The sequence below is a fragment of the Salegentibacter maritimus genome (assembly GCF_016236975.1).
GTDB classification, from domain to species: domain Bacteria; phylum Bacteroidota; class Bacteroidia; order Flavobacteriales; family Flavobacteriaceae; genus Salegentibacter; species Salegentibacter maritimus.
The window spans coordinates 118,538-133,165 of sequence record NZ_JAEHNY010000005.1 but is presented as its reverse complement, the minus strand read 5'-3'; the positions used below and the strand labels follow the sequence as shown (position 1 = coordinate 133,165).

At 34.7% G+C, this 14,628-nt stretch carries 10 protein-coding genes; 5 read left to right on the top strand and 5 right to left on the bottom strand.

Translation table 11 applies throughout. The features are described 5' to 3' along the window. Positions 1 to 10: 10 nt before the first annotated feature. Both rfbB and I6U50_RS06900 read right to left on the bottom strand, forming a co-directional pair. Positions 11 to 1,087 (bottom strand): dTDP-glucose 4,6-dehydratase, encoded by a 1,077-nt coding sequence (rfbB, locus tag I6U50_RS06905; RefSeq protein ID WP_198638305.1) that lies wholly within the window; start codon positions 1,085 to 1,087, stop codon positions 11 to 13. A 177-nt stretch (positions 1,088 to 1,264) separates the two neighbouring features. Then, entirely contained in the window at positions 1,265 to 2,272 is a 1,008-nt protein-coding gene (locus tag I6U50_RS06900; protein ID WP_198628908.1) for a LacI family DNA-binding transcriptional regulator, read from the bottom strand. Between the two features lie 723 nt (positions 2,273 to 2,995). Between I6U50_RS06900 and I6U50_RS06895 the strand changes: the two genes are divergently transcribed. The 3 genes from I6U50_RS06895 (at position 2,996) to I6U50_RS06885 (ending at position 4,799) form a co-directional block, all read left to right on the top strand. After that, positions 2,996 to 3,316, top strand: a complete 321-nt coding sequence (locus I6U50_RS06895) for a phosphoribosylpyrophosphate synthetase (protein ID WP_198628909.1) — start codon at positions 2,996 to 2,998, stop codon at positions 3,314 to 3,316. A gap of 98 nt (positions 3,317 to 3,414) precedes the next feature. Then, positions 3,415 to 3,906, top strand: a complete 492-nt coding sequence (locus I6U50_RS06890) for a Dps family protein (protein ID WP_198628911.1) — start codon at positions 3,415 to 3,417, stop codon at positions 3,904 to 3,906. A gap of 11 nt (positions 3,907 to 3,917) precedes the next feature. After that, positions 3,918 to 4,799 carry a mechanosensitive ion channel family protein gene (locus I6U50_RS06885; protein WP_198638304.1) on the top strand — a complete coding sequence of 294 codons (882 nt, stop codon included), beginning with the start codon at positions 3,918 to 3,920 and terminating at the stop codon, positions 4,797 to 4,799. A gap of 468 nt (positions 4,800 to 5,267) precedes the next feature. Here I6U50_RS06885 and I6U50_RS06880 read toward each other — a convergent pair whose 3' ends face one another. After that, positions 5,268 to 8,987, bottom strand: coding sequence for a metallophosphoesterase (locus I6U50_RS06880; RefSeq protein WP_198638303.1), 3,720 nt, complete (start codon positions 8,985 to 8,987; stop codon positions 5,268 to 5,270). 54 nt (positions 8,988 to 9,041) lie between these two features. On the opposite strand from I6U50_RS06880, the gene I6U50_RS06875 reads away from it, so the two are divergent. Beyond that, on the top strand, positions 9,042 to 10,226 hold the full coding sequence (locus tag I6U50_RS06875; RefSeq protein WP_198638302.1) for a Pycsar system effector family protein: 1,185 nt from the start codon (positions 9,042 to 9,044) through the stop codon (positions 10,224 to 10,226). Here the strand turns inward: I6U50_RS06875 and I6U50_RS06870 are convergent. Further along, on the bottom strand, positions 10,218 to 12,590 hold the full coding sequence (locus I6U50_RS06870) for a GAF domain-containing protein (protein WP_198638301.1): 2,373 nt from the start codon (positions 12,588 to 12,590) through the stop codon (positions 10,218 to 10,220). The two genes, I6U50_RS06875 and I6U50_RS06870, sit on opposite strands and share 9 nt — an antisense overlap. A gap of 137 nt (positions 12,591 to 12,727) precedes the next feature. On the opposite strand from I6U50_RS06870, the gene I6U50_RS06865 reads away from it, so the two are divergent. Then, entirely contained in the window at positions 12,728 to 13,849 is a 1,122-nt protein-coding gene (locus I6U50_RS06865; RefSeq protein WP_198638300.1) for a TlpA disulfide reductase family protein, read from the top strand. Positions 13,850 to 13,922: 73 nt separating this feature from the next. Here I6U50_RS06865 and I6U50_RS06860 read toward each other — a convergent pair whose 3' ends face one another. Further along, complete coding sequence (locus I6U50_RS06860; RefSeq protein WP_198638299.1) at positions 13,923 to 14,615, bottom strand: SIMPL domain-containing protein; 693 nt, start codon at positions 14,613 to 14,615, stop codon at positions 13,923 to 13,925. Between the last annotated feature and the right edge of the window lie 13 nt (positions 14,616 to 14,628).

Here is a 14,628-nt window from a genome sequence, read left to right as displayed (position 1 = left end):
TTACAGGAATTTATTCAGCATATTGATTTTTATAATAGTTTTTATAGCTTCCACTAGTCACATTTCCTAACCACTCCTGGTTATTCAAATACCAATCTACTGTTTTCTTTAAACCTTCCTTAAAAATAACAGAAGGTTTCCAACCGAGTTCTTTATTAATTTTTGTTGCATCTATCGCATAGCGTTTATCATGGCCGGGGCGATCTTTTATAAAAGTGATAAGCTTTTCAGATTTCCCTTCACTCCTATTCAACTTCTCATCCATAACGCTACAAAGAAGTTTAACTAAATCAATATTCTGCCATTCATTAAAGCCACCAATATTATAAGTAGATTTGTTTATTCCTTTATGAAATAGTAGGTCTATGGCTTTGGCATGGTCTAACACATACAACCAATCCCGGGTATATCTTCCGTCCCCATAAACCGGAAGATTCCTATTTTTAATAATATTATGGATAAAAAGTGGAATTAATTTTTCGGGAAACTGGTTAGGACCATAATTATTGGAACAATTAGAAATTATATAAGGCAAATTATAAGTTTCGCCATAAGCCCTTACAAAATGATCTGAGGCTGCTTTAGAAGCAGCATAGGGTGAATTAGGGGCATAAGCTGTAGTTTCGGTAAACAAACCGGTTTCCCCCAGTGTTCCGTACACTTCGTCTGTACTAATATGGTAGAAAAGTTTATCCTTAAAATCTCCCTGCCAGGTTTCTAAGGCCGCTTGCATTAAATTAAGCGTACCGGTGATATTGGTGTCTACAAAAATACCAGGGTTGGTGATAGAACGATCTACATGAGATTCGGCAGCAAGATGAATTACACTACCAAACTGATATTTTTTAAATAAGTGTTTTATTGACTTAGCATTGGTGATATCAGCCTTTAAAAAATAATAATTTGGAGCCTCCTCAATATCCTTAATATTTTCAAGGTTTCCTGCATAGGTTAATGCATCTAGGTTGAAAATCTGATAATTTGGATACTTATTTACAAAAAGCCGGACAACATGAGACCCGATAAATCCGGCACCACCGGTTATTAGAACTTTTTTACTTTCTAATTTCTCTTTATTTACTTCCATTCTGATTGTTCATCGATAGAAATTCCCAAAAGTAATATTTAGCAATTTAATTTGTAATATGCCTCTAAACTATAAAAGAAAAAATAAATTCCTGCCAAACCCTGTAGTATTCCTTTTGAAAGGATAAAGATAAAGTTTTACAATTTACTTTTATTCTTTGTCTTCCAAGAAATGCTCTCAAAAATCAGTAGATTCCATATGAATTAGCTTGGTATGTATAGTTTTATTAATGGGTGGTTTTCTATCGTTTTTATTTTCTATTCTATCTACCAACAATTCAACGGCTTCCCAACCAATTTGTTCAGGGAATTGTTCAACATAACTAATAGACGGCGTTAAAAACCTGGCTACTTCTTTATTAATAAATCCTATTACTTTTAAGTCTTCGGGAATCTTGATGTTATTTTCATAGGCCATTCTATATACCAACATGGTACTATCAAAATCAGAGCAGAGTATGGCTTCTACCTTATCTTCTACCAAAAGCTTCTTTGTTTTTTCCCGTAAAGTATCTGGTTTGGAAGAATTGGCAATAAAAAAATCTTCTTTACTTTTTAAGGCATTTCTATAACCGGTAATTCTTAATTTACCAACTCCTAAATGATGAATGGAGGTTGCAATACCTATTTTCTTAATACCTCTTGCCTGTAGCATTCGGGTTGCATCTTCAAAACTATTTTCGTCGTCTATACCAATTTTATCTACGGCAAGATCAAGGTTGGTCCTATCGTAAAGTACCACAGGGATGTCATAATCTACCAAATTGAAAAGATGTTCAAATTCTTTTGATCTTTGAGTTTCTTCTGAAAATGCAATTAGCACTCCATCTACAAAACCTGAAGTTAGCATTTCAGATATTTGCTTTTCCCTATCTAAACTCTCATTAGAAATATACGTAATAACCTGAAGGCCGGCTTTTTGAGCCCTGGCTTCTATTCCCGATAACACACTGGCAAAAAAAGTATTTTCTATATTCGGAATAATAACCCCAATGGTCCCACTTTTACTGCTCTTTAGATTTACAGCAACCGGGTTTGGCCGGTATTTATGCAATTTTGCAAGCTCTTTAACCCTTTCTACAGTTTTGGGACTAATTTCCGGACTGTCATGCAAAGCCTTAGATACAGTAGAAACCGATACATTAAGTAATTTTGCAAGTTCCTTTAAAGTGATTTTGTTTTTCATCTGTTAACTATACAATTTAAGCCTTCCAGGATATTCCCGGATTTATAATCATTCTCTTTAATAGTCTACCACTCTATACAAACCAATCAGTTGCATTTATTAAAATTTTAGTGATGAATTATATCTTCTTTAATTTTTTACTAAAACTTAAGGATTTGCAAATATCTAATAAATTCACAAAGTAGCCCCTTTAGATAACATTAATATTTATATAAATCTTCAAGTTAAAAATAAGAATATCTACCGAGATTTCTAAAATAAGGATGCACCCTAAAATATATCTGGATATTAAGACACTTCTACCACCGAATGAACATATCGGAAAATTTGGAATGATATACTATTTCATCTACATTTTCCCCATGTCAAAAAATTTAAATTTTAGTAATTTTACAACTAAACTTGAATACCTAAAAATGAAAATTCCAGCCTCTTATTGGTTTTATATCCTTGCTGCACTTGTAACAATTATAGGTCTAGTAACCGGCTGGTATTTCTTTTTCCTACTTGTTTTTCCTTTGGGGATTTTCAATTTCAGAAATAAAAAAAACAACCGCGATTTTTAGAACGAAAACCTATTTTATATAGAGTTCTTAAAATCGCTTAAGCCTTTTAGAAATGGGGGTTTTAAAGGAGTTAAACTTATCCTAAACAAGTTTCATTATTTGCATATAAAAGCTTCTCCTTGTAATTTGACATTGTTAACCAATCAAATTATTTAAAATGAAAGATTACGGTACATTATCGCAAGCAATAAATAAGCTAAAGCTAGAAGAAGGTTATGAGCATGATTTTAACCTTCTGGATGAAGAAATAGAGCTAAAAGCTAAAAAAGAAACCTTTGGGGTTGAAGATTTCGACGTTGATAAAGTTCTTAGGTTTGAAGGAATGAGCAACCCAGATGATAATGCTATTTTATATGCTATTACCACTTCTAAAGGTTATAAAGGGGTATTGGTAGATGGTTATGGAGTATCAAGCGGCCAGGTCTCTAAGGAAATGATTGAAAAACTGGACCTTAAGGATAACCGGCCTACGAGTTAAGTTTCGTTAAACTTCTATTAAACCGAATTATAATATTGGTTATATAACGAAACTATCATATTTTTGAATTGAATTTAAAAAAACAATAAACAAAAACTATGAGCTATTTAGGACTAGATACTGAAAAGACAGCTAAAACAGTAGATGAACTTAATGTTTTACTGGCTGATTACCATTTATATTATCAAAAGTTAAGAAATTTCCATTGGAATGTTATCGGTAAAAATTTCTTTGACTTACACGAGAAATTTGAAGAATTATACGATGATGCTAAGTTGAAAGTTGATGAGATTGCTGAGCGTATCCTTACCTTAAGATACACTCCGGTAAGTAACTTAAGCGATTATTTAAAGTCTTCTAATATTGAAGAATCAAAATCGGATTTAACCGATTATGAGATGATTGAAATCTTATTAAAAGATCACGGAACTTTGTTAAAGCAAATGCGTGCTGTGGTTGAAACTGCCGATAAAGCAGGAGATGAAGGAACCATAGACCTTATTGGCGCATATATTAGAGAATTGGAAAAAACCAGCTGGATGTTAGATGCATGGAAAATGAAAACTACAGATTCGCATAAACCCAGTTAAAATTTAATTATTTGGAAGACAAGTTTAATTTAAAAGAATCCCTGGAGGGAATAAGTGCAAAACTGGTAAGCTGGTTAGATTCATTAATATTGAATTTACCAAACTTCCTTTTGGCAGTTATTGTTTTTGTATTTTTTATTATTCTGGCCAAATATACAGGTAGATTACTAAACAAACTGCTAGCTAAAAAAGTTAAACAAGACTCCATAAGACATATAACCGTTAAGGTGAGCAAGGCCATTGTGATCCTTATCGGTTTTTTTATTGCCCTTGGAATTCTGGATCTTAATAAGATTCTAACCTCTGTACTTGCCGGTGCCGGTGTGGTAGGACTTGCTATTGGACTTGCTTTACAAGGCACTTTAAACAACACTTTCTCTGGAATTATTTTAAGTTTTCTTCCCGAACTTCAAATTGGAGATTGGGTAGAAACAAACTCATATGCGGGAGAAGTTACAGAGATTAACTTACGAAATATCGTAATTAAACAATCTGACAATAACTATGTGGTTATCCCCAACTCCAAGATTGTAGAAGAACCTTTTAAGAACTTTTCAACTACCAACAGGTCCCGGGTTATGTTGAATTGCGGCGTAGGCTACTCTTCTGATTTAGAAAAAGTAAAAGAAATAACTATTGAAACTATTTCTAAACATTTTCCTTCTCGCGGAAATGAGCAGGTAGAATTTATGTTTACCGAATTTGGTGATAGCTCTATAAATTTTGTAGTTCGATTCTGGACCGATGTTACCAAAAACAGGGACATCTTAATTGCTAAAGACATCGCAATTATAGAAGTTAAAAAGACTTTTGATAAGAATGGCATCAATATCCCATTCCCTATTCGCACCATAGACTTTTCTAATACGTTAAATCTACAAAAACCAGAGTAACTCTAATTCCCCTAATTATCCAACCATCAATTAGTCTAAAGTTTATTGTACGTCAGGTGTAGGGTATGCAAGAACTGCTTTTAAAATATCATTTATATACTACTTTTCTTAAAAATTGAATGTTCAACATACTACTATAAAGCATTTTTTCTAAATCAAAATCAGAAGTATTTCTTATTATGGTAGCTTCTGAAAACTACTAAAAGTCAAGAGTTTCAAAAATTCTGGAGTGGAAGAAAAAAACAAATTATCACCTTAAGAACAGTCTCTGAGCTTTAAATCTCCATTATCGCGTAAAATCACCCAAGGCATAACCCAAAGAACATTCTCAGTTGAACTTTAAAGTAAGTATCTAGCCACTATACATTTACTAACAGGAAGCGGGCAGATTATCCAAATTCATAATATAAAAAAGCTCCCAGTAACATTTACCGGGAGCTTTTAAAAAACTTATTTGCTATTACTTAATTAAAACTCAAAGCCAAATCCAAAAGAGAATCTATATCCCTCACTCCCCTTAAACAAGCTAAAAGTTCCGTTTACGGCTTCAGCACTGTTTACCCAAAGGCCTACACCGTAACTATCATGCCATTTACTACTATCCTCGAAATCGTTCCAAACGCGTCCTAAATCATAACCGGTAAAAACTCCTATTTGTAATGGCAGGAACCTGGTTGTAAATTGATCGAAACCATATCTTATATCGGCACCGGTAGCAAAAGCACTTTTACCTGTAAAGCGTTGAATACGATAACCTCTTAGCCCTGTATCGCCACCTAACTGTGCAGCCTGATAAAACTCATAATCATCTCCCATATTTAGATGAGCCTGCACATGGGTTTTTAAAACAAGTTTTCTATTTCTGGTAAGTGCATTATAAAAGCCCCAGTAAGGTTTAAAATAGCCATAGGTTTGTGAGGTTTCAGCCGTGTTCATTTGTCCACCAAGATTTAGTTCAAACTTCATTCCCCTACTTGGGTTTAAGGTATTATCGTAACTTTCGTAACGGTAAAGGGCATCTAAACCGGCAAAATACTTTCTTTTAAAAAAGTCGGGGTCACCACTTGTAAAATCTTCAGTAATAAACCTACCTTCTGTAGCTTCTACTTTATTACCCTCAAAACTTGCCATATACATAAACATGCTTCCAAATGGAGTTTTGTTTTCAAAACCTGCTTTTACACCAAAGCGACTAATTTTTACACGGTTATAATCAAAATCAAGCGACTCATCAAAATTCGGAGTCTCGTTCCCATAACCAAAAAAGTTACTGGCATAATTTGGGCTGGCGTAATTAGCCCCAACTTTAAAATTGTAATTACCGAGTATTAGGGCAAACTCCCCTTCGTAATAAAGATCAAATCCCTTCGTCGCAAAATAGTAACCTCCCCCAAAAGTATGTTGGGTAGTAAATGGGTTTCTCTTGAATGCATTTTTTGTGGTAACCATCTCAAGGCCAAGCTTAAAACCATCGTCTGGGTTAAATCCAAAAGCCGGTACTACTGCCCCACTGGTAAAGATCTTTTTATCTTTATCATATGTATTTATCTCGTAGTTATCCCTAAACCTAAATTTGGCATTTCCGGCTTCTTTTACAGTATTAGGTTTGGTTTTGTGATCGTAGATTTTAATTTTATTTCCATTCTTTATAGTATAAACGTCATTGTTTTGACCACCTATTATCCTGGTAAAAATATAATTATCTCCTTCTCCATCCACTAAAATTTTATCATCATCATCTAGCGCATACAACCAAATTTCTTTAGTTTCATTTTTATCGTACACTTTTTCGCTTACTACCTCAGCCCTTTCACCATCTTTATTTCGACTAATTTTAACTTTGGTTTTACCGCCTTTCATTCGGGTAATATCAACAAAATCATCTTTATCGGTTCCGGTAATAATTGCAAGATCTGCGAAATGATCGTAATATCTCATGGCGATATCAACAATGTTATCCCTTCTTGCTTTTACCTTTTCAATTAATTCTTTTGTAGTCTCATCATAGGTTTCGGGAGGAAGTTTTCTAAAGGCTTCTTCAATTACCTCATCGGTCATATTCTCTTTAATGAATTCCGCTTGTTCCTGCCAGGTTTCTTTGCCCACATTTTGCAGCAAAGAACGATCTAAACCGGTAGCTGAAACATTAAACCACTCTACATTATTTATATCTTCGCCATAAACGGCAAACTGCGAGGCAAATCCGGTTAAGGCTCTTAGGGTTCCAAAAAAGGCCCCGTCGAAATTTGAAAAAACCTGATCCCTATCCCTGGGGATTGGCTTGAAGACCCTATTGCCTTCTTCATCTTCAATTTCAGCCCATCGCCATTGGTCCTGGTGCCTGTCCCAGTCTCCGATGAGCATATCAAATATCCTGGCCCTAACATAAGCAGGCTCATCTAAAGAATATTTTTCGTCCCTACGCAGCCTGTCGAACATTCCGGCTGTACTTTGAATATCGTGATTGGGAGAACCAAAACTTTCTTTTCCCAACCAGTGTTCTTCTGGCCTTTCCTCTATCATATAAATAGCGTCGCCATGTTCTTCATTATACTTTCCTAATTTTGGCTGTTTCGGTAAATAATACAATTCTGGATTGGTATGATAAACCCCAATGGCATCTGCCATAGTTGGTATAGCCAAAAATGCATAAGGATGGGCAGCTGTATAAAAATCGGATATAATGTCTTCGGCCACCGTATTCTCCAATTGAGTTTCTATAGGAGTATCCTTAAAAGCTACGGTTTGTAAAAACTGAACCGCCTTCTTTTTAATTCTTCGAATATTATACTCCCTATCCAAACTGTCTTTCAATCTTATTGATATGGTTTGATGGCCACCTCCAGCACGCATTGGTGTTAAGCCTCCATAAAGTGTATCCAGATCAGCTATTTTTACATTAATATCGGTACCATATAACTCACGATATCTTTGTCCCCAAACAGTTCTGTGTACTGTCCCTTTTTCGGTATCATCTTTTGGATATACTGACGTTGTAATTGATTCTTCAAATTCTTTTGGAAAGTCTGAAATATCGTATTCTTTAGGTGCCGCAAAAATTTCTTTTTGGTACAATAATTTAGCTTTATTGTTTTCGTTCCCATAGAAGCTTGCCCAGGAAGAGCCGTCTTTAAATACGTCGTAAACTACAAAACCCTGTTCAGGATACGCAAAAAGCCCATCGTTACTCAAGGTTGCGTAGGTAGCTTTTGACGCAGACCCGGTAACAATTTGATTTATTTTACCATGTTCAATATATTGTAAAGAGTGCTCATGACCACTTACAAAGAGCAAACGGTCTGAATTTTGTCCTAAGGTTTCAAGACGTTTTACCAAGGATTTATAACGTTCGTTTTGGGCATCCTGAATAGAAACACCTCCGGTAGTTCTTATTAAAGTGGCTAAAGATCCTAGAATTGGTATTGGTATTTTCTTTTGTGAAGGATATATATGCCTGTTAAAATTATACTGCCCACCATGCACTCCATTGGTAAACAAAGGATGGTGTATTGCTACAATTATTGTTTTATTCTGACTCTTCTTAAGTTCTGTTTCGACCTCAAGAAACATGGCTTCTCTGGTTTTTATCTCGGCACAATCATCGTTAATGGTGGGATTCTTGTTCCAGTCTTCAAGATACCATTGAGAATCTATTACAATTAAGGTTATCTCATCACCTACATCCATAATCTCAAGTCCACAGCCTGTTTTTGGGCTCCAAATAACATTGTCGCCCAGTTTTTCTTTTAGGTAGGCTTCCTGCCTTTCTAGACCTGCAATACGCTCGCTATACCAATCATGGTTCCCGGGAATAAATAAAACATTTCCATCGTAGCCTTCAATGGCATCCAGTTGGGCATCAATTTTATACTCGGCTTCCTCCCTTTCCGGCGAGTCTTTTTCGGGCATCCCGTCGGGATAAATATTATCACCCAAAAAGATGGTAAAGTTATCGGTTTGCTTTACAGAGTCCAGGTAACTTTTAAAAGCTATAAGTCCTTTAGAGCTTCCTCCCGTGGGGGAGTAGCCCCCATCTCCCAATAGGTAAAAGGATTTTTCTATCTCTTTATTACTCGGATATCCAAAATTAGATTTCGGTTCGCCTTTGCGATATTTTGGATCTGAGGACACACAAGAATAAATCACTAACAAGGCCATTAGTGATAGAAAGAAGTTAGTTTTTTTCATAAAGGTTATTCAACATTTTTTGTACTTTGGCTAAACAAAAACCAGCTAAACTATATGAATAATCTCATTGAGAAAGCAGATGATTTTGTTTTAAACCTTTTTAAGGAAAAATTACCGAACACGTTTATATACCATAACTATAGGCATACCCAACGTGTGGTTAAAAGTACTAAAGAATTAATTGCCAATTCCGAAATTAATGTTAAACAAGAGGAAGCTCTGTTGCTTGCCGCCTGGTTACATGATACAGGTTACACACGTACTTTTAAGGGACATGAGGAAGAAAGTGTTGCTATTGCCACAGATTTTCTTAAACAAAATAATGCCACTCCAGAACTTATTGAAGAAGTTGTAAGCAATATAAAGGCAACAAAGATTGATTATATTCCGGAGAGTATTTCCGAGAAAATAATAAAAGATGCCGACTCATCTCATTTCGCTAAAAATTATTTTAACGAAACCAGTGAACTTTTAAGGCAGGAATTAGAACTCCACAACATTAAAAACTTTACCACAGGGGAATGGATACAGGAAAATATAAGAATGTTTACCGAAGAACATCAATTTTATACTGATTATGCTATAGAAGAATGGGGGCCTGCTAAAGAAGAAAATCTGCTTGAATTAATTGAGAATAAAAACAAACAGCAAAAAAAGCTAACTAAAGAGGAAGCGAAAGCCCGAATGAAGGCACGCTATAAAAATGACAATCCCGAAAGAAGTATTCAAACCCTGTTTAGGGTTACGCTAAGAAACCATATTAAGCTAAGTGATATTGCCGATACAAAAGCAAATATTCTTCTATCGGTAAATGCTATTATTATTTCTTTGGCCCTGGCCAATATGATCCCAAAATTAGATGCTGCCAGTAATAAGCATTTATTGATCCCAACCCTTATTCTTATTTTATTTAGCGTGGCTTCCATTATTCTTTCGGTATTATCTACCCGGCCGCAAGTTACCAGTGGAGAGTTTACCAAAGAACAGGTAAAAAACAGGGAGGTAAACCTTTTATTCTTTGGTAATAGCCATAAAATGCCATTTGAACAATTTAAATGGGGAATGAAAGAAATCATAAAAGATAAAGACTATGTATATGAATCTTTAATGCTGGACCTTCATCTACTCGGTAAAGTATTACACAGAAAATATAAAATTTTAAGAATTACCTACACCGTATTTATGATAGGAATTATAATCTCGGTAATTGCTTTTGTTGGCGCCTTTTATCTAATGTAATTCTTCCATTAAATTCTCATAAGTAATAGTTCTGTCGTCGGGTTCATTGCTGTTTGGAGTATATAAAACTTCTACCCTCATTGCTTTGAGCCCAACCACTCCCTGTACATCTTCAAGGTCTAACAGTTCTACCTCTTCCCCCAGGTAGTTCTTGGTTTGCAGATATTTAATATACCTTAAATACTCCTTTTCATCTGAACGCTGGCTATAAACTATGGCTATTTTACCTTTTTGAGTAACACGCTCTTCGGTGCCTTTTATGAAGGATTTATCAATACGTTTTTTAATGATCTCGTAACGCGCATTATAAGTTCCATCTACATCAAATTTCTTTTCGTCCATTCGATATCGAATAGACATCGTAGAGTTATAGACTAAAATCAAGGAAGCCGCATCTAATTTAATAGGGGTGTTTTGTTGTAATTGATAAAAACGGTTTTCCATTTCGCACATGGTGCTTAACTGCCAAAGGCGTAAATTGTATAAGTAAACCTTATTAAAAGGCCTATCCCTTACCATAGAGGCACCAATGTAGATATTATGGTCTACCCCATCGGTTTTATAGCGTTCAAAATAATGCGGATAAATTTTTTGAGCATCAATTTGCTTTCTATCTAAGAAGCGGGACATGGTGCGGTTTATTTGTTGTACCGTTTTATCATAGTTTTTTCTATGATTATAAATAATACCAGTTTCAGGATTCAATTTATTTTGATATTCCTCTACCAGTTTCTTTAATTCGGAAGATTGATTTCGCAAATGGCTCATTATAGGATTAACTTCCTTTTGCAACAAATTAAATACCTTTTGTTCACTAGAAGCATTTAGACTGTTTTCCAGGTCTTCCATAAAATCTGAAATCCTAAACTTTACCTGCTCGTAAATAGGCAGTTTCTCTAAACTGTAAGCCTTATCAATTATGGATTGAATCTCTTTTAATTGATGGAGCAAATCTTTTTGAATGGCCTCATTTCTAGCTTCAGAAGAAGCTACCACATCAATTTGCCCGTATAGCGGATATATATCCTTAAAAACAATATCTTTAAATGAAGCCAGGCCATCATCGTCATAGTCTCTAATATACTTCTTGGCCTCTTTTTCAAAAACCCATAAAACACTGGGATGTATAGAAGTACACTCGCTTTGTATAACAGCTTTCACCCTGTTTTCAAAATCACTACGATTTCTATCTACAGCGGTAGCTATATAAGGTAAAATTTCATCCAACTTAATGGTATTAATACTATTAAGCTGATTTTTATTCGTTGCCACTAATTCCAAAATCCCTAATAAACGATTGTTTTTTACAACCGGGGCCAGAATACAGCTTTTTACATCACTCTCTTTTAGACGTTTTGAAAGTATATTATTTTTAGTCTTTTTAGCATATTCTTCAACATTGGCAATACTAAAAAAACTAAACTCTTTAAAAATATTATTAAAACCTTCTTCACATACTCCTTCCCTACATTCGCTTATCAATTCATCATTAAGAATATAACTATTTGCATCTTTATATTCCATTTTTTCAAAAACCTCATCTTGCGGATTATATACGGTAAACCCAACTCTTAGATCGGGGATTTTATAGATAGATCTAAATATTTCTTCCAGCTTTAAAAGCTCATCCTGTTCTGATGATTTCTCAAAAAGCAAAGCTGTTTTTAATTCAGATATCGCGTCGTCCATAGTAACATCTGTAAGATTTACAATGGTAAAACCTTTAAAGATCCAACTTTGGGGCGGAAATTTTTCTTTCCACAGATCTATATCCTCTACATTTTGTAAGAGCTCATCTACATCTTCATCGGTTATTTTCCTGGCTTGCTCTTTGGGAAAAATATCTATAAAATCGCCGTTTAAAGCAATACGAAAACGTCTATTGATGCCTTGTTCATCTGGAATATCAAAATATAACGGTCTGGAATAATCTATCTCGTAACCGTAATAATCGTTAAGAATATTAATACATTCCTGCACATAAATACTTTTATTGTCCAGGTTTCTTATCTTTAATTTGAAACCATCAGGAGCCGATTCCATGATCTTTTTTAAACGTTTCGACCTGTTAAATAAAAAATTCTGAAAAGGAACAGACGCTGCTTTTATCTCGTTATTGGTAAGCACACTCGGAAAAAGATCATCAAGGAGAACCCTTACCGGTTCTTTGTATTTCTTAAGCTCATTAAAATCTTTTATTCCATTGGTTAAAGCAGGAAAAGATTTTACATGTTCTAAAATGCTTTTAATATAATTTCGGGCAACTTCATTTTCTTCGTACTCTAATTGCTTCTTATATTGTTCCACTACTTTATGGAAACTAATCTGAATCTCAAAAGGCAATTCTTCTTTCTGCTTTGTCATAAATAGGTAATATCATTTAAAATTACATATTCCTTCAGGCTTACAAATTCCCATTGTTGAAATTAACAATTTTTTATAAAATTACGAATGGATTGCAACACTAGATGCTTATTTTTGTCTTAAACAAAAATAATTCTATGCGTAAAATAATAATGACGTTTGCTATTGCAGCTGCGCTTACTTCCTGCCAGGAAGATAAAGGTTATACAATTTCTGGAGATGCTCCTAAAATGGAAGACGGCAAAACGGTATATGTTTCTGAAATTGATGAAAACACCAGCCGCCCTATACGAGTAGACTCTACTACTATTAAAGACGGAAGTTTTAAACTGGACCTACAGGATCCCGAAAGTCCTAATCTAAGTTTTCTTGAGTTTGAAGGAACCCAGGGAAATGTGATTTTTATTTCTGAAAATGAGGAAATAAAATTTAAAATTTACAAAGACAGTTTGCGTTCATCTGAAATAAGCGGAGGGAAAGAAAACAAACTCTTACAAGAGTATTTAGCACACTTAAAACAAGTGAACGAAAAGGTGATGCAAGGGCGTAGCGAAATGCAATCTGCTTTTCAACAAAAAGACAGTACTAAACTTACAAGTCTTCAGGAAAACGAAAAAGAGCTTATAGATAACGATAAGGTTTTCAAAAAGAAAATGGTTCAGGAAAATCCAGGTTCTTTTGTTTCAATCATGGTAATAAGCGATATGCTTAGAATGAAATCCTACCCTGTGAACGAAATTCAGGATATGTTTGCTAAACTTTCTGAAGAAGTACAAAATACAGCTATAGGAAAACAAATTTCTAAAAATCTAAAAGAAGCTAACAAAGTTGCTATAGGAAGTAAAGCACCTAATTTTACGGCCCCAACGCCAGAAGGAGATGAGATTGCTTTAAAAGATGTTATGGGAAAAGTTACCGTAATAGATTTTTGGGCAGCCTGGTGTAAGCCTTGTCGTGTAGAAAATCCTAACCTGGTAAAAACCTATAATAAATATAAAGACGATGGCTTAAGCATAATTGGTGTCTCTTTAGATCGTCCCGGGCAAAAAGATCGTTGGGTTAAAGCTATTAAAGATGATGGTTTACCCTGGCACCAGGTTTCTAACCTACAGTTTTGGCAAGATCCGGTTGCTCAACTTTACGGGATTAAAGCTATTCCTGCCGCTTTTGTATTAAATGAAGAAGGTACTATTGTAGCACGTGATCTTAGAGGCGAAGATTTAGATAAAAAAATTGGAGAATTACTTAATAAGAATTAATTTATTCTAACTAAAACTCATAAAAAAAGCGCCAAATTTGGCGCTTTTTTTATTTAAGGGTTTAAGCTACAAATTATTCCATTAAAAGCTGAAAAGCCACCTGTACCTTAACATTTATTTCCATTTCTCCCGGCGCAATGGTCTGTTGGCCTCCGGTATCTGAAGATGCTTTCATCTCCATAGCGCGATACACCGGTTGGTAACTGTTATTGCTCCCCTCACTTATCATAAAAGCTTTTCCTATAGTTTGGCCTAAAGGTGCCACAAGTGCTTCTGCTTTTTCTTTAGCGTTTAAAACAGCTCTTTTTCTGGCTTCAGCCTTATGCTTTTCAATATCTGAAGATTCAAACTCAATACCGTTAATTCCATTAAGTCCATTTTCTAGAAGTCCTTTCATAATAGCTTCATATCTACTTATATCTTCCAGGGTAATAGCAATAGTTTGGCTGGCTACATAGGTATACGTTTTATCGTTATAATTATACCTCTTATTCAAATTCACATAATTGGTATTGATATTTTTTTCAGCTACATCTTCAGACTTAAGGAATTTAATCACTTTATTCACCACCTCATCGTTCTGAGATTTCACCGAAGCAGCACTCTGGCCTTCATGCTCAATTCTAGAATTAATAGTTACTTTGTCTGGAGTTATTTTTACAATTCCCTCTCCGGCTACATAAATTCCAGGAGTCTTATTGTCGTTTTGAGCTTGCATTCCCATACCTCCTGCTATTAGTGCAAGAATTAATATTACTTTTTTCATAGTTAATTGTTTT